Annotated in this window: 17 protein-coding genes; 5 read left to right on the top strand and 12 right to left on the bottom strand. The window is 71.9% G+C overall.

From position 1 onward, the window contains the following. Positions 1-7: 7 nt before the first annotated feature. Genes ACVN90_RS12480 through ACVN90_RS12450 form a run of 7 tightly spaced genes read right to left on the bottom strand, consistent with a single transcriptional unit; the run spans position 8 to position 9,193 of the window. Entirely contained in the window at positions 8-1,366 is a 1,359-nt protein-coding gene (locus ACVN90_RS12480) for an eCIS core domain-containing protein (RefSeq protein ID WP_475098560.1), read from the bottom strand. Continuing rightward, positions 1,363-1,863, bottom strand: a complete 501-nt coding sequence (locus ACVN90_RS12475) for a hypothetical protein (RefSeq protein WP_475098559.1) — start codon at positions 1,861-1,863, stop codon at positions 1,363-1,365. The genes ACVN90_RS12480 and ACVN90_RS12475 overlap by 4 nt, the downstream gene beginning before the upstream one ends. Next, positions 1,860-5,105, bottom strand: a complete 3,246-nt coding sequence (locus tag ACVN90_RS12470) for an eCIS core domain-containing protein (protein ID WP_475098558.1) — start codon at positions 5,103-5,105, stop codon at positions 1,860-1,862. Before ACVN90_RS12470 ends, ACVN90_RS12475 begins: the two co-directional genes overlap by 4 nt. Continuing rightward, positions 5,102-5,362, bottom strand: coding sequence for a hypothetical protein (locus ACVN90_RS12465; RefSeq protein WP_475098557.1), 261 nt, complete (start codon positions 5,360-5,362; stop codon positions 5,102-5,104). The genes ACVN90_RS12470 and ACVN90_RS12465 overlap by 4 nt, the downstream gene beginning before the upstream one ends. Next, positions 5,359-7,224: an ATP-binding protein gene (locus ACVN90_RS12460; RefSeq protein ID WP_475098556.1), complete on the bottom strand. Its 1,866-nt coding sequence runs from the start codon at positions 7,222-7,224 to the stop codon at positions 5,359-5,361. Before ACVN90_RS12460 ends, ACVN90_RS12465 begins: the two co-directional genes overlap by 4 nt. Then, a complete protein-coding gene (locus ACVN90_RS12455; protein ID WP_475098555.1) occupies positions 7,221-8,546 on the bottom strand; it encodes a Pvc16 family protein in 1,326 nt (441 codons plus the stop codon). The genes ACVN90_RS12460 and ACVN90_RS12455 overlap by 4 nt, the downstream gene beginning before the upstream one ends. Continuing rightward, on the bottom strand, positions 8,543-9,193 hold the full coding sequence (locus ACVN90_RS12450) for a hypothetical protein (RefSeq protein ID WP_475098554.1): 651 nt from the start codon (positions 9,191-9,193) through the stop codon (positions 8,543-8,545). Before ACVN90_RS12450 ends, ACVN90_RS12455 begins: the two co-directional genes overlap by 4 nt. A gap of 275 nt (positions 9,194-9,468) precedes the next feature. Between ACVN90_RS12450 and ACVN90_RS12445 the strand changes: the two genes are divergently transcribed. Next, the gene (locus ACVN90_RS12445; RefSeq protein WP_475098221.1) at positions 9,469-10,665 is read left to right on the top strand and encodes an IS110 family RNA-guided transposase; all 1,197 of its coding nucleotides are present in this window, start codon (positions 9,469-9,471) and stop codon (positions 10,663-10,665) included. A 17-nt stretch (positions 10,666-10,682) separates the two neighbouring features. Here the strand turns inward: ACVN90_RS12445 and ACVN90_RS12440 are convergent, their stop codons facing one another. The 3 genes from ACVN90_RS12440 to ACVN90_RS12430 are packed head-to-tail and all read right to left on the bottom strand — an operon-like array spanning position 10,683 to position 13,612. After that, positions 10,683-11,423: a hypothetical protein gene (locus ACVN90_RS12440; RefSeq protein WP_475098553.1), complete on the bottom strand. Its 741-nt coding sequence runs from the start codon at positions 11,421-11,423 to the stop codon at positions 10,683-10,685. Between the two features lie 9 nt (positions 11,424-11,432). Then, positions 11,433-11,954, bottom strand: coding sequence for a phage tail protein (locus ACVN90_RS12435; protein WP_475098552.1), 522 nt, complete (start codon positions 11,952-11,954; stop codon positions 11,433-11,435). A 17-nt stretch (positions 11,955-11,971) separates the two neighbouring features. Then, positions 11,972-13,612, bottom strand: coding sequence for a phage tail sheath family protein (locus ACVN90_RS12430; protein ID WP_475098551.1), 1,641 nt, complete (start codon positions 13,610-13,612; stop codon positions 11,972-11,974). A gap of 302 nt (positions 13,613-13,914) precedes the next feature. Here ACVN90_RS12430 and ACVN90_RS12425 point away from each other — a divergent pair, with 302 nt between their 5' ends. Further along, positions 13,915-14,604, top strand: coding sequence for a hypothetical protein (locus tag ACVN90_RS12425; RefSeq protein WP_475098550.1), 690 nt, complete (start codon positions 13,915-13,917; stop codon positions 14,602-14,604). 13 nt (positions 14,605-14,617) lie between these two features. On the opposite strand, the gene ACVN90_RS12420 is transcribed toward ACVN90_RS12425, so the two are convergent. Continuing rightward, positions 14,618-15,721, bottom strand: a complete 1,104-nt coding sequence (locus ACVN90_RS12420; protein ID WP_475098549.1) for a class I SAM-dependent methyltransferase — start codon at positions 15,719-15,721, stop codon at positions 14,618-14,620. Positions 15,722-15,810: 89 nt separating this feature from the next. Between ACVN90_RS12420 and ACVN90_RS12415 the strand changes: the two genes are divergently transcribed. Beyond that, positions 15,811-16,230, top strand: a complete 420-nt coding sequence (locus tag ACVN90_RS12415; RefSeq protein WP_475098548.1) for a MarR family winged helix-turn-helix transcriptional regulator — start codon at positions 15,811-15,813, stop codon at positions 16,228-16,230. A gap of 64 nt (positions 16,231-16,294) precedes the next feature. Then, positions 16,295-16,759 carry a DUF3817 domain-containing protein gene (locus tag ACVN90_RS12410; RefSeq protein ID WP_475098547.1) on the top strand — a complete coding sequence of 155 codons (465 nt, stop codon included), beginning with the start codon at positions 16,295-16,297 and terminating at the stop codon, positions 16,757-16,759. A gap of 89 nt (positions 16,760-16,848) precedes the next feature. On the opposite strand, the gene ACVN90_RS12405 is transcribed toward ACVN90_RS12410, so the two are convergent. Beyond that, entirely contained in the window at positions 16,849-17,220 is a 372-nt protein-coding gene (locus tag ACVN90_RS12405; protein ID WP_374974911.1) for a VOC family protein, read from the bottom strand. Positions 17,221-17,389: 169 nt separating this feature from the next. On the opposite strand from ACVN90_RS12405, the gene ACVN90_RS12400 reads away from it, so the two are divergent. Then, entirely contained in the window at positions 17,390-19,948 is a 2,559-nt protein-coding gene (locus ACVN90_RS12400; protein WP_475098546.1) for an ATP-dependent Clp protease ATP-binding subunit, read from the top strand. The last annotated feature ends 140 nt before the right edge of the window (positions 19,949-20,088 follow it).

The following is a 20,088-nucleotide window of genomic DNA, read 5'->3' as shown; positions in this document are numbered from 1 at the left end:
CGCGTCCTCACTTCGGCAGGTTCTGCTCGAGGAAGTCGGAGGTCGCGGGGCGGAGCGATTTCAGCACGGACGGACTCGTGATGTACAGCGAGTAGGCCTCGGCGAAGGCCTCACCCGGGGCGCTTCCGCCGTGGCCGATCTCGTGCACGATGGCCCGGACCGCGTCGGTGCTCGCGGCGGCGCCCTCGGTGAAGCGGCCCTGGTCGGCGCCGAAGGTGCTCGCGTCCATCGTGATGGTGTGGCTCAGGCGGTCGTACTTCCCGCGTTCGTTCGGATTCGACGCATTGACCGTCCCGACGACGAAGGCGAGCCCCGAGACCTTCGCGAGGTGCGCCGCGGGGATCTGCGCGACGGCACCGCGCAGCGCCGCGAGCTGCGCTCCGCTGAAGGAGTGGCGCAGCTTCGCGGCGGTCATCGCCTGTGCGACGGGGTCGGGCGGCGGTGGCTGGGCGGGCGCCGTGGCCGCTGGGGCCTGGGTCCCGACGGGGGGCTTGTCCTTCCCCAGTTGCTCGACGATGACGCGCGCGCCCGCCCCGGCGCCCTGCGGCGCGTGCCGCGTGAACCGATACAGGCCGTCGATGCCGCCGTACGGCGAGAGGTCGAGGGCGAGGGTGATCGTTGCGTTCTCCCCGAGCACGACGTCGGCGAGGCCGCCCTGCGTCGTGGTGAGCGTCGCCGCGACATTGCGCAGGCCAGGCTGATCGACGCCCGCGGCCGAGGGGTCGACGTCGAGGCCGGTGTTGGGCGGCATCGGCACCGTGGTCTTCGCGACGCTCTTGCCGAACTTGTCGGCCGGCCCCGGAACTGTCACGAACGCCGTCACGACCTTGATGCGCTTGCGATCCGCCTCCGGAAGGCCGTTCAGCGTCGTCGCCGGCGTGACAGGAGCCTTCGGCTGGCGGCGCACGATCACCGGGGCGCCGGCTCGGTGCTGAGCAACGTGGGCGAGCTCGTGCGAGAGCCTCCTGCGGCCCGCCTGCGTCCCGCGCTCCTCGCGGCCGGGCGCGAAGGCGATGTGCCGGCCCACCGTGAGAGCCTCCGCACCCGCGCGCTCGGCGGTGTCGGCGGCGGCAGCATCCGTGTGCACCCGCACGTCACTCGCGTCGACTCCGGCCGGTGCCGCGGTGCGCTCCGCGGCGTCGAGCGAGCGCCCCTCGCCGTTCAGCCGCACGTCGAGCGCGGCCGGGGCGGGCGACGCGTGCGCGGGCACCGCGGCGAACGACCAGCCAGAGAGGGCGGGAGCCATGGATGCCTCGGCGAAACGTTCCGCCGTGCGCTCGGCGGGCGCGTCCTCATGCCCGACCGCGTGCACCCCGTTCGGGCGGGCGGGTGCGGGCGCAGGGGAGTGGGCGCGCGCGAGACTCATGGGGCACCCCCTCCCGCGAGACGCAGCTCCGGCACGGGCACGGTGCGCAGGTGCCGGCGATAGTCGTCGAGAGTCGTCGGCGCGTACCCGCGCACCGCGAGCAGCACGCCGCTGCGAGGGTTGACGCAGATCGTGAGTCCGCGCGTGGCGTAGACGCGCTCGCCGCCGGGGATCGTCAGTGGGCCGAACTCGACGTCGAACGCGGCGTCGGGTTCGCCGAGCTCGGGGATGCCGAGGAACCCGCCGTCATCGCTGAGGGGCATGACGCCCTCGACCAGGGCGACACGTCCGTCACGGACCCATGCCCGCAGGCCGTCCGTGAACCGCCGCGTCGCCAGTGGGATCCACGACGTCACAGCCGGCGGCTCACCCAGCAGCCCGTCGAACGTCGGCGCGGCGTGGACATCGATGCCGAGGGTCTGCGCCGTATCGGCGGGCAGGCCCGTCCACTCCGACACGTCGGCCGCGTCGAGGAAGCGCGCGAGCGGATCCGTCATGGCCGCCTCCCCCCGGGTGCGGCTCCGATGCGGTCGACCTTGCCCAGGAAGTAGGCCGTCCACACGTTGTCGGCGCCGACGACGTCGACGAGGCGCTGCGCCTCGGTGATCGAGGTGTAGGCGCCGGGCGGGCTCACGGTGATCGGGGGCAGCGCCGCCCAGGACTTGCCCTCGACCAGCTCGCGCGTCGGCCGGTGCGCGAGCAGCCGGCGACCGCTCTTCGACCACACGACATCCGTGAGCAGGCTGTCGACGCCCTCCATGAGGGTGTTCCACTCGCGCTCCGACTTCTCCTTCAGCTTCCCGGCGTAGCGCCGGTAGTCCGCGTGTGCGAGGGTGTGGCCGTACTCGTGGATGAGGGTCTGGAACATGTCCCACCGCGCGGTGCGGTCTTCGTCGACGTCGCCGGTCTGGAACATGTCGACGTAGATCTGCCCTCCGACCTGCGCGCCGCCCCAGTTGCGATCGATGTAGATGAGCTTGTCGGCGGTGGTCTGCGGATCGTCTTCCCACTTCTCGCTCACCCCGTCGACCACCGCGGCCTGGGCGACGTCCTCGAGCGCCTGCGCCTCGTCGTTGCGCTTGTCGCCGATCGTCTCGGGCCGTGCGTCGCACTCGGCGTTGATGGCGTCGAACGCGGCGTTCGACCGGAAGTAGTAGCGGATCTGCTGCAGCGCCCACTCGACGCGGTCGGCGGGGTCGGCCGCCTTGACCGCGGTCGTCTGACGGTGGTTCCAGGAGAAGAGGGTCTGCGGCTTGCCGTCGCCGCCGAAGGTCAGTTCGGGCCGCGCACCCGGGTTGTAGAAGTCGCCGAAGACGTCGTCGGTCGCGTCCTTCGCCGGCTTCGCCATGCGCTCGATCTCGGACGGCTTCGCCGCCGTGCCCGCGGCGCGGGCGCTCTCGTAGGCCTTCTCGATCTTCACGGCGAGTGCCGCGGCGACGAGCGTGCGGTACTTGCCGCCGGGCGCGAACATCGCCTTGCGGGCGGCCTCCTCCTTCGCCTTCGCCTCGGCTTCGGCCTTCTTGCGCGCAGCCTCCTCCTTGCGACGTGCGGCCTCTTCCTTGCGGCGCTCGGCGGCCGACTTCTTCGGCTTGGCAGACCCCGTGGTCGGCGCAGGGGTCGGCGGCGTCGCGGGGTCCGGTTCAGTGGTGGCGGGCGGCTTCGGCTTCACCGGTCGAGGCGGGGTGAGCGCTTCGCGTGCCGCCTTCGCCTGGTCGCCGGTCACGGGCGACGTGCCGGCGAGCGCATCGTCGGCCGAGGCCGGCAGATCGCGGTGCAGCGTGTCGGCGATGAACAGGTCGAGTGCGCGCACGCGGTGATGGAGCTTTAGCTCCTTCTTCGCGAGCCGACGACGCTCGGCGTCGTCGGTCGCGGCGACGCGTTCGCGGGTGACGCCTTCGAGCTCGCGCTGCCACCGCGGACGCGTCGTGCGCAGCACGTGGTCGCGCGCCTTCCTGCGGTCCGAGGGGGAGAGCCGCGCGATGAGGGATGCGGGATCCTCACCGTAGTAGTCCTCCTCGAAGCGCGCGTCGAACCGGGCGCCGTCGAAGGCGAACGACGGCGACCCCGCAGGGATCTCTGGGCCGACGACCTCGAGGGTTCCCCGGGAGAGGGCCTTGCCTCCTCCGGCGAAGCGCCGGGCGACGAAGTCGTCCCAGCGATCCTGTTGCGCGCCGTGGAGGTTGTCGTTGACAGACGCGTAGCGCTTCGCCGGTTCGCGGAACACCACCAGAAGCTCGTCGGGTGATGCGCGTTCCACGAGGTCGAGGATGGCGTCCTCGTCGTCGTCGAGGGTGGGGCCGTCGATCATCTCGTCGATGAGCAGACCCATCTGCTTCCCCGTGAGCTCCCACCCCGGGCTGCCGGCCTTCCATTTGCGCACGACGGCGCGGGCCTTGTTGTCGGCGTCGTACGAGCCGTCGTGGGAACCGGCCTTCGTGATCGCCTTCACGTACGCCAGGAGCTCGGCGTCGCTCCACGTGCCCTCGGCGCCGAAGAACACCGCGAGGTTCTCCCAGAAGCTGCGCCGCTGCACGCGAGCCGGAGTGCCGGTCGACCGCGGAGCGGCGCCTCCGCGCTGCTGCACGACGTGGGCGAGCTCGTGGGCGATGAGGTGGCGCCCCGCTGGGCTCGACGGGTCGAAGCGACCCGATCCGAACACGATGTGCTCGCCGACGGTGAAGGCCGTCGCATCCACGCCGGCGGCGGCGCTCGCCGCCTGCGGGTCGTCGTGCAGCCGCACCGACGAGAAGTCGTAGCCGAAGCGCGCCTCCATCGAGTGCCGGAGGCCCGGATCCAGAGCCCGGCCGCCGCCTCGGGTCGCAGCATCCACCCCCGTGGTGTCGAAGTCCTCCGCAGGCGGTGCCTCGCTCGTCGACGCCGGTGCGCGCTGCACCTCTTCGCGCTTCTTCTGCTCCTCCGCTTTGACGGCGTCCTCGGGCTTCTTCTGCCGCTCGGACGCGGTGGTGCCGAGCGGCGGGGCGAGCGGGACGGGGAGCCCCGGCACCTGACCGGTCGGCGCGAACCTCGAACGAGCGACGACCGACGCGATCGCGGCGTCGCTGAGTTCTTTGTCCTGCTGGGCCTGGACGCTCTTCATGACCGGGTCGTTCTTCAGCCGAGCGATGTCGGCGGCGATCGCCGCCTTCTTCTTGTCGGCCGCGCTCTGTCGCTTCCTGCCACCCTTCGGAAGCTGTTCCGTATAGCCGAGCGTGAGTCCCAGCCCGACATCGCTGAAGCCCACACCACCGCCCCCGGGGCGGTCGCCCGCGAGCAGCCCGGGGACACCCTCCGCTCTGACACCGACGCTCAGACCCGGCGGCACGACGTCCTTCACCCCCGGGATCGAGCCGAGCGGCAGCGGAACGTCCTTGCCCGCGAGCGCGAGGCCGCTCGCGGCGGCAGCGGACAGGACCGGGCTCTCCTCGATGACCTCGCGGACCTTCTTGCCGCTGGGCAGCTCGGTCTCGGTGGCCGCTTCGACAGCCTTGCCGACGCCCTCCTTGTAGGCCTCTCCCTGGGGTCGCGGCTTGTCCTCGAGCTTCTTCGGCTGGTCCTCGTCTCGATGGACGGATGCCTCGGCCGCCACGTTCGCGAACGACCAGCCGGTCACGCTGCCGCCGCGGGCGACGACATCCGCGGCCCGGTCGGCCTGGCGCTCGGTCGCGTCATGGCGGCGCGACACGCGCCGCGGCGGTGCGGCCTCGGTGCCCTTCGCCGGGGGAGCCGGAGTCCTGTTCATCGCGACACCCCCTCGCGGATCTGCGCGCGGGCCGACGCCCACGTGTCGCGCGCCACCTGCGCGGCGAGGGTCTCGCGATCGGCCACCGGCCGTACGCGGCTGGGCGCGACGGCCCAGCGGGGCGGGTCGTCGCCGCGCCGCTCGGCGGTCGCCAGTTCGCTCAGCCGCGCCGCGACGAGCGGCCCGATGCCCTCGGCGAACTCCACCGGGACGCCTCGGAGCACGAGGCGCTCGATGTCGATGTCGATCCTGGTCATCTCGCACCCCCTCGGAGCGCCGCGGTCTCGGAGGCGGTCAGGGCGCGCTCGGACTTCGCCGCCTCGCGCGTCGCGGCGCGCAGCAGGTGATCGGGGCGGACGGCCACGCCCTCGTCGGCGGCCGCGAAGGCGGCGGACAGCGCGATCTGCCGGATGGCGCCGCCGCTGAGCTGGATGCGGGCGAGCGCCGCCGGATCGACGCCCTCGAGCGGCGTCGCCTCCGGGAACACCCGCCGCCAGATCTCGCCGCGCGAGGCTTCGTCGGGGAAGGGGAACTGCACGACGAACCGGATGCGGCGCAGGAACGCGCGGTCGACGTTGCCGCGCAGGTTCGTCGTCAGGATCGCGAGGCCGCGATAGGACTCCATGCGCTGCAGCAGGTAGGCGACCTCGAGGTTCGCGTAGCGGTCGTGGCTGTCCTTGACGTCGCTGCGCTTGCCGAACAGCGCATCGGCCTCGTCGAAGAGCAGCACGGCGCCGGATGCTTCGGCCGCGTCGAACACCGTCGAGAGGTGCTTCTCGGTCTCGCCGATGTACTTGCTCACGAGCGCCGAGAGGTCGATGCGGTAGAGGTCGAGTCCGAGCGACCCGGCGAGCACCTCGGCCGCCATCGTCTTGCCCGTGCCGCTCTCACCGGCGAAGAGCGCGGTCACGCCGAGCCCTCGGTCGGAGCGGCTCGCGAACCCCCAGTCGTCGAGCACGGTCGCACGGTGGCGCACGTGCCGCTCGATCTCGCGCAGCAGGTCGCGCTGCCCCTCGGGGAGCACGAGATCGTCCCACGTCGCCCGCGGTTCGATCCGCTGGGCGAGCGCCCCGAAGCCCGTACGCGAGCGCTCTCGCACAAGACGGCGCAGGTTCGCGACATCGCCGTCGGGGAGGGCGAGCCACTCCGCAGAGATCGCGGCGACGACCCCGGCGGGCGGCCGGAAGTGCTGCGAGAGCTCCCGCTCCGCGACGACGACCGCGTCGGCGCGACCGGTCGGCTCCAGAGCCGCACGCCACAGTGCCGCCTCCTCGACCGCCGTGGGCAGGGGCACGGTGCGTGCGAGCGTGACGCGGCCGGCGACGCCGCCGGCGCCGTCGGTGACGACGACCTCGGCCTCCAGCAGCGCGAGGAGTCTCGGATCGTCGGTGGCGATGAGCCGCCCGTCGAGGACCGCCTCGCGGTCGAGCACCGCAGCGGTGTCGGCTGCGTCGCGCTCCGCCGCCGCGGCATCCCGCACGGCGAGCACGCCGCCCCCGAGCGCCGTCGCCAGCCGGGCGACGACGCCCGCGCGGGTGTCCGCATCCGCACCGTCCAGGCGCACGAGCACGCGACCGTCGACCGCACGCACCGCGGCGGCGAGCTCGTCGGCCAGCGCTGTCTGCGCCGCGGTGAGCCCGCCCGGCAGGGAATCGGCGACGAGCCCGTCGAGGTGACCGGGCCCGAGGCCGGTGAGCCGATGGAGCACGGCTTCGTCGATGCGGAGGGGGCGCAGCGCCAGGATCTCGCCGGGACCGAGCCTGACGAGCCGCCGACGGCGCAGCGGCCGATCCGGCGAGAGCGCGTCCCAGTGCGCGGCCGGCAGAACCGCGAGCGCGAGTCCGAAGGTCGGCGACGGCGTCCCGCCCTGCGCGGCCGCGACGGCCGCCGCGACCTGCGCGTCGAGTTCCACGGCCGCCGCGAGCATGAGGACGTCGCACTCGAACGCCGAGAGACCGAGCCGGTGGCCGAGGTCGGCGACGGGCGAGTCGTCGGTCCTCGTGCGCGGCGCGTCCTCGCCCCGCAGCAGCGCCGCGATCCGCGCGAGCTCTGACACCAGCCGGTCGCGCGGTGCGCCCGGCAGCGGGCTCGGTTCGTCGAACGCAGCGGTGGTGCTCATGGGACAGTGATCCTCTGCACCGGATCGAACGCGGGAGGGTCGGGCGGGATCTTCGGGCTCAGCAGGATGAGCCGGCTCTCTGCGCCGTCGACGGCGAGGCGCACCCACTGCGGTCCGCCGGGGACGTCGCCGTACTCGAACACGAGCGTGTCGGTGGCGGTTCCGTGCGGTTCGGCGAGCGCCAGATCGCCGCCGAGGGCGAGCGTCGCGCGCTGCCCGGGCTGGACCTCGGGCGACACCTCGATCGTCGCGGAGACGTGGCCGGTCGCGCCGTCGCGAACAGCGCCGGTCGCGCCGCCGAAGCGGATGACGGGGGCGAGGATCATCGCCGCGGTGTTGGTCTCGCGGGGTGTCGTCGCGGTCGGCGGCGTGAGCGAGACCCGCACCATCCAGACGCCGGCGGGCCACGCGGCATCGGCCTCGGGACTCGGAGGGAGCGGAACCTCGACGACATCGCGACGCGTGTTGGCTCCGATCGGCACGACGATCGGGTCGGTGAGCGTCGGATGCGAGAAGAACACCTCGAGCCCCGTCCCGTCCAGGTGGGCGCCCTCGACGCGCACGCTCTCGCCGAGGGCTGCGGCCGGCTGTGGTGACGGCGGGACGACGCGGAACACCGTCGGCACGGGTGGCAGCAGGTCGGGGTGCACGAAGACGCCGGGCTCTCTGCCGCCGTTCGCGGCCGGGTCGCCGCGGGTGAGCACCGGCGGTGCGCTGCGCACGGGCTTGGTCGCTTCGATCAGCACCACCGTCACGAGGTAGCCCACGCTCGGCCGGTAGTTCGCCTGGATGGCCGACCACAGCCGCGACATCTCCTCGGAGTCGATCGGCTCGGTGGTCACCGTGATCTCCGCCGCCTGATCGGCGAGGTCCGCGGCCGCGAGCGCCTGGTACGCGGGCGGCAGGATGCTTCCGCTCACGACTCCGGCTTGCAGCGCCGTCCGGATCGACGGGCGATCGAGGACAGGCTGAGCGTGCAGGATCGACATCGCGTACCCGAGCAGGATCTCGGCCTCGAAGTCCGCCGTCCCGTAGGCGGTGAGGAGGTAGTGCAGGTCGAGCGCCAGCGGCGGGTTCGCGGTGCGGGTGCCCGCGGCGTCGAAGCCGGGCAGGCCCGCATTGCGCCAGCCGGCGTTGGGGCTCACGCGGTACAGGAAGAGGTTGAGACTCGGCTCGGTGTCGGGCTCGTTGAGCTTGATCGCGTCGGGGGCCAGCGCAGTCACCTTCACGGTTCCCACGGCGGGGCCCGCCTGCACGATGCCGTTGTCGAGCAGGTTGCGCAGCACCGCGCTCACGCCGCCGATCGCGAGGGGGCCGCTCATCGTGGCCTCCCCGCGAGGTAGTCGTGCAGCGACCGCTCCGGGTCTCGTGCCGGGCGCGCGCCGCGGGCGGGGGGAGGCGGCGCAACGGTGGCGCGCACCTCGACGCGGCCGATCGTGACGTGCACGACATCCGGCTCCGATGAGGGGACGGATGCCTCGTCCCGCCCGCTCGCACTCACCGCCGGCGCCGTGACGGCCGGCGGTTGCGCGCGCCGCGGCGGCGTCGCCTCGACGCGCGGGGCGGCAGGGGAGAGGGGCGCCGTGGGCGGATGCGCGACGGCGGGATCGCCCGGTTGCCCGGCGGCAGGAGCCTCGATCACCGGGGAAGTCGGAGCAGCCGCGCCCGCCGCGGAATCGGCGCGTGTCGTGTCCGGGCCGTGATCGCGTCGGCCCGCAGGCGCAGCCGTCGTCCGGTCGCCGTCGGCACGAGCGCGGTCGATGCGCCCGACCGATGCCGGGGGATCGGCCGGCCGCTCCACGTCGGGCAGCGCCGTCGGTGGAGGTGCTCCCGGAGACGTCGCCATCGGCGCGGGGGACGCAGCATCCGTCGATCCGTCCACCGGTTCGAAACGTGACGGCAGGCGCGGCCCGGCCGCGGCGGGAGCTCCGCCGGCGCGAGCGGCGAGACGTGCGAAATAGCCGCTCATTGGTGCACCATCGCTTCTGTAGCGCGAGCGGGTCGCGTTGGATGAGGCTTCCTGTTGAACCGCCGGCCGGTGGCTGACCGCCTGAGCCGCTTGTCCCTCGAGGACCAGCATGAGATCTGCGGCAGCCGCCGGGCCGGGAAGCCGATACCGGCGCTAGGGATATGCGGGTTGGACCGCCACGCAATGAGCATCCGGACTGGCTCCCCGTCACCGACGGTGCCAGATCCATCATCACAGGAAGGACCGGACAGATGTCCACAGAGAACGACCCGCGGTTGTTCGCCGGCATCGACTGGGCCAGCAACACCCATGCCGTCTGCGTGGTCGACGCTCACGGAGAGATCCGGGTGCGTTTCGAGATCGCTAACACCGGCAAGACCTTCGCGGGGCTCGTGAAACGGTTGGCCAAGCTCGCCGTCGAAGGCGTCGCGATCGAACGGTGTGACGGGCCGCTGGTCGAAGCGCTGCTGGACGCGAACCTGCACGTCGTGGTGATCACGCCACGACAGGTCAAGGGACTGCGCAGCCGCTACTCCGGCTCGGGCGCGAAGTCCGACGCCGGCGACGCCTACCTGCTCGCCGACGTGCTGCGCACCGATGGCCACCGGCTGAGCCCGCTGACCCAGGACAGCGGCGCCACCCAGGTACTGCGGTCGCTGTCGCGCACCCGCAAGCAGCTCGTCGAGGCCCGGGTCGGGTTGATGAACCAGCTGCGCGCCGAACTGGAGCGCTGCTTCCCCGGCGCGATCGGCCTGTTCGCCCGACTGGACAGCGACGTCACCATCGCGTTCCTGCGCCGCTACCCCACCCAGCGCGCCGCCGCCCGACTCACCCCGGCCCGGCTCGCGGCGTTCCTGCGGCGCATCGCCTACTGCGGCCGCAAGAGCGTCGACGACCTCTACGCTCGCGTCACCCAAGCGCCCCCGGCGGGACTGTCCGCCGAGGAAGCCGACGGGCACGCCGTCTGCGTCCACGCCCTGCTCAAAGCCATGGAGACCATCCGCAACCAGGAACGCGAACTGGAAGCCGAGATCATCGAACGCCTCGACGCCCACGCCGACGCGCACATCTTCACCAGCCTCCCCAAAGCGGGCCACGGCGTCCGCGCCGCAACGCTGCTCGCCGAGATCGGCGACGTCCGCGCCCGGTTCCCCGACGAGGAATCCCTCGCCGCCCTCGCCGGCGTCGCACCCGTCACCAGAGCCAGCGGAAAGATCCACTCCGTCGCGTTCCGCTGGGCCGCGGACAAGAAGCTCCGCAACGCGCTCATCGACTTCGCCGACGACTCCCGACACGCCAGCCCCTGGGCCGCGAAGATCTACCAAGATGCCATCGCCCGCGGCAAACGCCACCCCCATGCCGTCCGCATCCTCGCCCGCGCCTGGGTCCGCGTGATCTGGCGCTGCTGGCAAGACCACACCGCCTACAACCCCCAACTCCACGGAGGCGCCATGCAGCAGATCGCCGCCTGAGGTTGACCTAGGGAATCTCATGCTCCCTCCCGCACGATGTCGAGGTAGGCGGTGCGGCGCTGCTCCGAGAGCGCGAGCACCTCGGCCTCGGTCCAGCCGTAGGCCCGCGCGAGGGCGTCGACCTCGCGCAGCACGCGCTGGGCGCGCGACTCGACCTCGCGCCAGACGAAGGCGATCGGGTCGACGTCGGCGTCGAAGCCGGCACCGCACTCCGGGCATGCGATGCGAACCGTGACCTCGGCGAGCGGGTCCGCGTCGGCGAGCGCGGCCTCGATGTGCTCGACCACGTCGGCCGGCGCGACGGCCGCGCCTTCGCCACCCGGGCCCGTCACCGCGCAGCACCGCGCGAAGAGGGCGGCTGCAGCATCCGTCCGTCCGGCGACGTCCGCGAGGTCGCCCGCCGTCGGCACCCGCCAGCGCACCCGCCAGACGCCTTCATCGGTGGGCACCGTCAGTTCTCCCGAGGTCGCCTCGCCGCTCACACCGCGCAGGGAGTCGGCATCGAGGGCGAACTCGACGATCGATGCGCACGACGGGCACGTCACCACCGCTTCGAGACTCGGACTCGCCAGCGCCGTGTGGAAGCCGAGGGTAGCGGCGTGCAGGCGTCCGAGGGGCGCATCCCGCAGGGCTGCGGGGTCTTCGCCGGCCGCCGCGGCGAGCCGGAGCGCACGCATGATCGGCGCCTCGCCCTGCGCCGCGTCGGCGAGGTCGAGGATCGTCTGTGCCCGCACCGGAGAGGCTGCGGCGGCGGCCACCGTCGGCTCCTACGGTTCGGTGAAGACGGGTTCGGACGGCTCGACGACCGCGTAGTCGCGCTCCCAGCCCTCGTTCTCGAGCTTGAGCGTCTGGATGGCGACGGCGTTGGCATTGGCATCGAGATCAGGGAGCGCCTGGTACTCCGAGACCCACGCCCGGAACACCTTGTACGCGATCACGAGCTGGCCCGCCTCGTTGTAGAGCTCGACGATGAGGTCCTTGCGGAAATCCTTGAGCGACACCTCCGCGCCGAGCCCCGACCCGAAGTTCCAGACCTTGTTCGCCCACTGCTCGAACTCGACGTCGTGCGTGACGCCCCGCTCCAGGGTGATCGCCTCGAACTTCAGCCGGCCGGGCGACTTGCGCGAGGTGGACGGGTCGCCGCCCTCGCGGTGCTCGACGACCTCCGTGGTGCGCTTGAGGCCGCTCACCTTGCTGACGCCCGCGACGTACTTGCCGTCCCACTTCACGCGGAACTTGAAGTTCTTGTACGGGTCGAACCTGCTGGCGTTGACGCTGAACTGTGCCATGTCCCGATTCCCTCGGCTCAGACGGCGCTCGCGCCGGCGATCTGCTGCAGTCGGATGACGACGAACTCCGCGGGCTTGAGCGGCGCGAACCCGACGTGGATGTTGACGATGCCCCGATCGATGTCGGACTGCGTTGTCGTCTCCTTGTCGCACTTGACGAAGTACGCGTCGCGCGGGGTGCTGCCTTGGAAGGCGCCCTGCCGGAAGAGGTCGTTCATGAACGTGCCGACGTTGAGGCGGATCTGCGCCCACAGCGGCTCGTCGTTGGGCTCGAACACGACCCACTGGGTGCCACGGAAGAGCGACTCCTCGATGAAGAGCGCCGTGCGCCGCACCGGGATGTACTTCCACTCGTTGGCGAGCGAGTCCGCGCCCTTCAGCGTGCGCGCTCCCCAGACCACGCGGCCGGCACCGGCGAACGCGCGCAGGCTGTTGATGCCGAGCGGGTTCAGCTGCCCGATCTCCCCGTCGCTCAGCGGCACGGAGAGTTCGGGCACGCCGTTGAGGGTGGCCTCGAGACCTGCAGGGGCTTTCCACACACCGCGGGTCGCATCGGTGCGCGCGAGCACCCCGGCCACCGCGCCCGACGCGCCGAACGTCTCGAGCTGGTTATCGCGCAGCGGGTTGGTCTGGCGCAGCCGCGGGAAGTACACCGCCGCGTTGGCGCTCACCGTTCCCAGCGCCGCGAGACCGGACTTCGCGTCACCGACCGTGTCCCACGTCGGCGGCGCGTCGATCACGTAGAACGCGCGCCGGGCCTCTGCGTACATCGCCGCCTCGGTGACGACATCGGCCTCGACCTCCCCGCCCGGACCGTCGGGCGACACCCCCTGATACGGAGGGATGACGAGGAGGTTGAAGATGTCCGCATCCTCGAGCGCATACATTCCCGACTTGGCGCCGAGCGACCCCTTCACATCGGCCGCGACGAGGTCGTCGCCGTCGTCCCCGCCGGCGAGCCGCTGGCTCGCCTCCTGTGAGGGATCGCCCGGCGTCGGGGTGATGTCGTCCCAGATCGTCTTGCCAGCCGCGGGGGTGCCGGTGTGCACCTTGGGGCGGCTGCTGTCGGGTACGGTCCCGGCCGTGCGCACGAAGACGGACTCATTCTCGAGCACCCGCGACAGCAGCCGCGGATGGTCGGCAGGCGTGAGGACGACGTTGCGGTGCGCCTCGATGACGCCCGTCGCGCCGTCGCGCACGGTGAGGTTGAACAGCGTGTCGGGTTCGTCGCCGAAGGCGGGGTCCTCGGGACGCGTGTCGTGGTCGACGCGCACGCGCAGGCCGTCACCCCACAGGCCGACGTTCGCCGCCTCGAGCGTGAGGAGGTCCGCACCGGTGTCGAGGGCGAGGTCGACCGAGGACGACGCAGGATCGTCGGCGTCGGAGGCCGCGTCGTTCACGACGCGGACGATGACGGCCGCGCCGCCGCCGTTGAGGAAGAAGTCGCGGACCGAGAACCCGAGCCTGCTGAGCTTCCAGAGTCCGCCGAACACACGCTCGAACTCGCCGAAATTGGTCACCACGATGGGTCTGTCGACCGGTCCGCGGGGCGCCCGCCCGACGAAGGCGGTGACCGACGTGGAGACACCGACGATTGTCCGGACCCCGCTGGCCACCTCCTCGATGTACACGCCGGGATAGGTCAGTTGGGACGGCATGGCTGTCTCCAGGGAGGATGCATCGATCTGGGGCCCCGACGGCGGTACCCGAAGCCGACGGGAGGGAGGCGACCCCACCCAGGTGGTGTCGTCGGCGTGGCCTCGACGGCCACGGTGCGAAATGCAAGGACCTCGATTCGAGAGTCAATCCCTCGCGGTGAGGGCTGTCAAGAGCCCGGCGTGCGGCGACGAATTCCCGTCGAACAGGTGACACGGGGCGCCCGCGTTCCTACAGTTGAGTCACGACGCCGAGGCTGTGGGAGTCCGGCGTCGAAGACGCGTGCGGTGGAAGGGGAGATGCCGTGGCCCAGGACGTGCCGTCGACCGGGGATCCTGCGCCTGCGGCCGCCACAGCGCATGCCGCACCGCCGGTGACCCGCGGGACGCTCGTGTGGTTCGGCCTCGGCTTCGTGGTGCTGTCGTTCTTCTCCGCGTTCCTCGGATCCTGGCTCGCGCGCTCGGTCGACACGGCGACGCCCGCGCCGACTCCGGCGCCGTCGGCATCGGCCACGGTGTCGCCGGAGTACGAGGACGTCCTCGCCGAGATCCTGCCCGCCGGGTCGGCGGTGCGCGCGGGCTCCGGAGCGCCCGAGGAGGGCAAGGGCTACGAAGGCGACGTCTACATCGACATCCTCACCGCCGACGTGTACCTCTTCCAGGACGGCGCGTGGACGGTCGCGGGCAACATCCGCGAGGCGGCCGCGGAGAACCTGACGGGGGAGCAGGGGCCGGCGGGCGCCCAAGGCGAGCAGGGCGCCCAGGGCGAGCAAGGTGAGCAAGGTGCTCAGGGCCCGGGCGGTGCGCCCGGTGCGCCGGGGACCCAGGTGGTGCTCGGCACGGCTGCGCCCGACGACGACACGTGCACCGTCGACGGAGACGTGTTCATCGATACGGCGGCGGTCCAGTTCTACGAGTGCAGCGATGGCGCGTGGGTGCTGTTCGGACCGACGACCGAGCCCGAACCGGAGCCGACCACGGACGCGGGCGAGTAGACGCGAGCGCCCGTCACCCGCGGGTGGACACCGTCACGGTGAACTTGGCGTTGCGCGCGATCTTCCGCGTCGGGCCGACCACACGCTCCAGCCCCGGTCGGTAGCGCAGCCCGGAGTTCCACACCGCCCAGAGTTCGCCGCCGGGTCGCAGCACGCGGGCGGCCTCGGCGAACATCCGCGGCGCGATCCCCTCGTGCACCGCGGAGCCCGAGTGGAACGGCGGGTTCAGCGCGATGAAGCCCGCGCCGGCGTCGGGCTGTGCGCCCAGCATGTCGTCGCGGATCACCTCGACGCGGTCGGCGACACCGTTCGCCTCCGCGGTCGCGCGCGCCGATGCGACGGCGGCCGCCGACTGGTCGCACGCGAGCACGCGCAGAGACGGATGCCGCAGGGCCAGCGCCGTCGCGACCACACCGGTCCCGCATGCGAAGTCGATCGCCGTGCCGTCGTCGCGCGGGGGCAGATGCTCCAGCAGGAACCTCGTGCCGATGTCGATCGACGCCCCCGCGAACGCGCCGCCGTAGGCGCAGACCACCATCCCGTCGTGGGTCGCCCGGCGCGGCACGGGATCGCCGCCGTCATGGGGTCCGCGGGCCACGAGCACGCGGGACTTCTGGCGGGCATGCGTGACGTCGAGCCGGGTGAAGCCCTCACGCAGCACGTCGTTCATCGCGAGCGTCATGTGCTTCACACGACCGCCCGCGAACACGACGACGTCGGGCGCCGCGTGCGCCGCGATCAGCCCCACGATGTCGCGGAGCGCGTCGAGTGAGCGGGGCAGCCGCAGCAGCACGACGCGCGCACCGTGCACCAGCTCGGACGCGAGCGGCAGCGCCGCGAACGCGTCGCCGAGTCCGAAGCGCTCGGCGTTCGCCGCGAGAGCGCGCTCACCGGTGAGCGGGTCCTGATGGACACGGATGCCCCGGCCGCCGTCCGCGGCCGCGCTCAGAGTCAGCGCGCCGTAGTCGTCGCCGATCACGACCAGTCCGCCGTCTCCCGCCGTCGACCGCGCGGCCGCGGATTCGTCGAGGAGCAGCCGGTCCGCAGCATCCGTCGCCACGAGGTCAGGGGCCTCGACGTCGGGCCACCGGCGCAGGCCGTCGAGCGAGAAGGTCACCGTCCCACGGTAGCCGGGCGGGCGGCGTCCGGTTCTCGGAACGGCGGCGAATGCGTGCCCTCCCGCGGCGGCGGGACTAGCATTCAACGGTGCCAGACCGTGCGTTCAGTCCCGTCATCTCGCTGCTGACCGTGGCCGCCGTGTGGGATGCGCACCTCGGCGCGCAGCTGCGCGACCTCGGGCTCACGACCCGCAAGTACGGACTGCTCGCCCACATCGAGGCGACGCCGGGCATCTCGTTCAGCGAGCTCGCGCGGCGCTCGCAGATCACCGTGCAGTCGGCGCACACCGCCGTTCAGACGCTCGTCGCGGACGGGCTCGTCGCGGATGCGACGAAGCATGCCGGCGCGGCCTCCGACCTCCGGGTGACGGAGCGGGGGAGCGAGGTGCTGCAGGCGGCCGAGCAGCGTCTCGCGGCGCTCGATGCCGGACTCGCCGCAGGGGCTCCGGCGCTGGCCACCGCGCTGGAAGGGCTGCACGAGCGGCCGTTCGGGCTGGCACCCGAGTAGGCCCGGACCGCTGCGGCCAGCAAACCTTCAGAAAGGCTGAAGCGCTTTCAGTTAGGCTGAAGGTGTGTTCCGCAATCCCCATACCCTGTTCCGCGCGCTCGCGATCCTCGAGGCGATCTCGTGGACGCTCCTCATCACCGGTCTCATCCTCCGCGCCACCACCGACTGGGCGCTCGGCGTCACGATCGGCGGCGGCATCCACGGCTTCATCTTCCTGTCGTACGGCGCGACCGTGATCCTCGTCGCCCTCAACAACCGCTGGCGCGTCGGGCCCACCGTGCTCGCACTCGTGAGCGCCGTCATCCCGTACGCCACGATCCCCGCCGAGCTGTGGCTCCAGCGCAGCGGTCGCCTCGCCGGCACGTGGCGGCTCGAGGCCACCGACGACCCGCGCGACACCGCCTGGTATGACCGGCTCATGCGCTGGTTCCTGCGGCGTCCCTGGGTGCTCGGTGCGCTGATCGCCCTCGCTGTCGTGCTGCTGTTCGTCGTGCTCCTCATCCTCGGCCCGCCCGGCGGGCGCGACTGACGGCATCCGTTCTCGGCCGCCTCGCTCCTGCGTGAACGAGCCGGCCGAGTCGTCTGTCGGCCGGTGTTGCCGGTGACGGATGCCGCGGCTCAGCGCCACGCCGGCAGCTGCTGAAGCGTCCAGGTGTTGCCGTCGGGGTCGTCGAATGTCACGAACCGACCCCAGTCCTGCTCGTCGACGCCCTGGGCATCGACATCGAGCGCGCGCAGATGGGCGAGCGCCTCGTCGGCATCGGGCACCACGACCTGGATGGTGTTCTGCTGCCCGGGTTCGAGGGTGTTGCCGAGTCCGGTGCCGAAGGCGATGGAGCACGCCGAACCAGGCGGGGTCATCTGTACGAAGCGGAGCCCTTCGACGGGCGTCTGGTCGTGATCGGCATGGAAGCCGATCCTCTCGTAGAACTCCTTCGAACGGTCGACGTCTGACACCGGCACATGGATGAGCTCGATCTTCCAGTCCATCGTGTTCCCTCTCGTCTGTGAAACGGGGTTCCCCTCGTCGAAGACGTTACGCCCGGGGTGGGACATCCGCCGCTGGGGAATACCTGCGGATTGCTCGGGTTGAACTTGACAACGCCTGTGTCAAGTTCGAAACTTGACACTCCTCCACTCAAGTTTCAGGAGAGATGGAATGCCCGAAGACTTCACTCCCGCCGCCGGCGACGACGCGAGCTCGTTCGACGAGTTCCTGTCGCGCTACCTCGCGGGCGAGCGCGCCCGCGCCGAGCGCTCGATCGACCTGAGCCGCTACCTCGGCGCCCGCACGCAGGAGCTGCTGCAGCGCGCCGGCAGGTACGCCTTGGAGCGCGGCCAGCGAGAGCTCGACGCCCTGCACGTGCTGCGGATCCTCGTGACCGAGGCCCCGGCGCGCGACGCCGTCCAGCGCATCGGCGCCGACGCCGACGCGATCGCGCGTGCGACCGAGGAGCGCCTTCCCGCCGCTACGGCGGCCGCCGACGTCGACGGGGCGGTGGTGACCTCGTCCGTGCAGCGGGCGCTGTTCCACGCCTTCCAGGTCGCCCGATCGTCGGGCTCGACGTACGTCGACCCCGAGCATTTGTTCTTCGCCCTCGTGCTCGCGCAGGACACGCCGGCCGGCCAGGTGCTGGCCCGCGCCGGCGTGACCGCCGAGGCGCTCATGCAGGGTGCGAGGGAGACGGTGACGCCGGGCGAGACCACCCAGGCCGACGTGCGACCTGAGGGCGCAGCATCCGACACCCCCATGCTCGACACGTACGGCACCGACCTGACGGCGCGCGCCGCGGCCGGCGGACTCGACCCGGTGATCGGGAGGGCCGACGAGATCGAGCAGACGATCGAGATCCTCAGCCGCCGCACCAAGAACAACCCGGTGCTGGTCGGCGAGGCGGGCGTCGGCAAGACCGCGATCGTGGAGGGCCTCGCCACGGCGATCGTCGACGGCTCCGTGCCCGAGCAGCTGCTCGGCAAGCGCGTGATCGCCCTCGACCTGCCCGCGATGCTCGCGGGCACCCGCTACCGCGGCGATTTCGAGGAGCGCCTCACCAAGACGATGGATGAGATCGCCGCGCACAAGGGCGAGCTCATCGTGTTCATCGACGAGGTGCACACGGTGGTCGGAGCAGGTGGCGCCGGCGACGGCGGCATGGACGCGGGCAACATCCTCAAGCCGCGCCTCGCCCGCGGCGAGCTGCACCTCGTGGGCGCGACGACGCTCAAGGAGTACCGCGTCATCGAGAAGGACCCGGCGCTCGAGCGCCGATTCCAGCCGGTGCGCGTCGGCGAGCCCTCGATCGAGGACGCCGTGCTGATCCTCCGAGGCCTGAAGCCCGCGTACGAGGAGCACCATGGCATCGTCTACACCGACGAGGCCCTGCGCGCGGCGGTCGAGCTCAGCGACCGGTACCTGACCGAGCGCGTGCTGCCCGACAAGGCGATCGACCTCATCGACCAGGCGGGCGCGCGGCTGCGACTGAAGCTCGGCTCGAAGGTCGACGTGAGTGGGCTCATCGAGCGGCTCGCGACGCTCGAGGCCGACAAGAACGCCGCGGTGTCGGCGGAGCACTACGAGGAGGCGTCGCAGATCCGCGATCAGATCGCCGAGGTGCAGGACCGCCTCGAGCGGGCCACCGCCGCCGGCGCTGCCGTGCGCACCGAGGCCATCGTCGACGAGCCCGAGATCGCCGCGGTGATCAGCCGGGCGACCGGCATCCCGGTGAACCGCCTCACCGAGACCGAGCGGGAGCGCCTGGCCGCCCTCGAGGACGAACTGCACGACCGCGTGATCGGGCAGGACGACGCGGTGACCGCGGTCGCCAAGGCCGTGCGCCGCAATCGCACGGGCATGGGTGACGCGCGTCGGCCGGTGGGGTCGTTCCTCTTCCTCGGCCCGACCGGCGTGGGCAAGACAGAGCTGGCGAAGGCCCTCGCGGGGTCGCTCTTCGACGACGACACGGCGGTGATCCGCTTCGACATGAGCGAGTTCGGCGAGCGCCACACCGTGTCGCGCCTCGTCGGCGCCCCTCCCGGATACGTCGGCTACGACGAGGCCGGCCAGCTCACCGAGCGCGTGCGGCGCAACCCGTACTCGATCGTGCTGTTCGACGAGATCGAGAAGGCGCACCCCGACGTGTTCAACCTGCTGCTCCAGGTGCTCGACGACGGCCGTCTCACCGACGGCCAGGGCCGCACTGTCGACTTCCGCAACACGGTCGTCGTCATGACCTCGAACCTCGGCTCGGAGTTCCTCGCCTCGCGCGGCGGTGCCATCGGGTTCCTCGCCGACGGGGGAGGATCGACCGGCTTCGGCTCCGAGAAGGACCTCCGCGACCGCGTCTTCGGCAAGCTCCGCGAGGCGATGCGTCCCGAGTTCCTCAACCGCATCGACGAGATCGTGCTGTTCCGCAAGCTCGAGAAGCCGCAGCTGCAGAGCATCGTGCGCCTGCTGCTGGGGGCGTCCGATGCGCGGCTCGCCAAGCGTGAGGTGTCGCTGGTCGTGACCGACTCCGCAGTCGCGTGGCTCGCCGACAACGGCTACGAGCCCGAGTACGGCGCTCGGCCGCTGCGCCGCCTGATCCAGCGCGAGGTCGACGACCGCATCGCCGACCTGTTCGTGACGGGTGCGCTCGTCGACGGCGGGACGGTGACGGTGGATGCTGCGGCCGACGTGCTCTCGGTGGTGGCGGGTTCGCCCTTCGCCGTGGCCGCCTGAACCGCGACGATCCTCTGAGGGGCGCCGGGCCATCGGCTCGGCGCCTCTCGCCGTGGATGCGGGCAGGCGTTCCCGCGCCTTCGACAGGTCAACCGGAGCTGCGCCGGACCGATTCGGCCCGAATCCTCCTGCAGAACCGC

The organism is Microbacterium sp. F01, assembly GCF_056156365.1.
This window is presented reverse-complemented; position numbering and strand designations above follow the sequence as displayed.

Coding starts and splice junctions, on each gene's coding strand:
- ACVN90_RS12430 (WP_475098551.1), bottom strand. CDS start 13,612: ATGCCGTCCCAACTGACCTATCCCGGCGTGTACATCGAGGAGGTGGCC.
- ACVN90_RS12475 (WP_475098559.1), bottom strand. CDS start 1,863: ATGACGGATCCGCTCGCGCGCTTCCTCGACGCGGCCGACGTGTCGGAG.
- ACVN90_RS12455 (WP_475098555.1), bottom strand. CDS start 8,546: ATGAGCGGCCCCCTCGCGATCGGCGGCGTGAGCGCGGTGCTGCGCAAC.
- ACVN90_RS12480 (WP_475098560.1), bottom strand. CDS start 1,366: ATGAGTCTCGCGCGCGCCCACTCCCCTGCGCCCGCACCCGCCCGCCCG.
- ACVN90_RS12460 (WP_475098556.1), bottom strand. CDS start 7,224: ATGAGCACCACCGCTGCGTTCGACGAACCGAGCCCGCTGCCGGGCGCA.
- ACVN90_RS12470 (WP_475098558.1), bottom strand. CDS start 5,105: ATGAACAGGACTCCGGCTCCCCCGGCGAAGGGCACCGAGGCCGCACCG.
- ACVN90_RS12450 (WP_475098554.1), bottom strand. CDS start 9,193: ATGAGCGGCTATTTCGCACGTCTCGCCGCTCGCGCCGGCGGAGCTCCC.
- ACVN90_RS12435 (WP_475098552.1), bottom strand. CDS start 11,954: ATGGCACAGTTCAGCGTCAACGCCAGCAGGTTCGACCCGTACAAGAAC.
- ACVN90_RS12400 (WP_475098546.1), top strand. CDS start 17,390: ATGCCCGAAGACTTCACTCCCGCCGCCGGCGACGACGCGAGCTCGTTC.
- ACVN90_RS12405 (WP_374974911.1), bottom strand. CDS start 17,220: ATGGACTGGAAGATCGAGCTCATCCATGTGCCGGTGTCAGACGTCGAC.
- ACVN90_RS12465 (WP_475098557.1), bottom strand. CDS start 5,362: ATGACCAGGATCGACATCGACATCGAGCGCCTCGTGCTCCGAGGCGTC.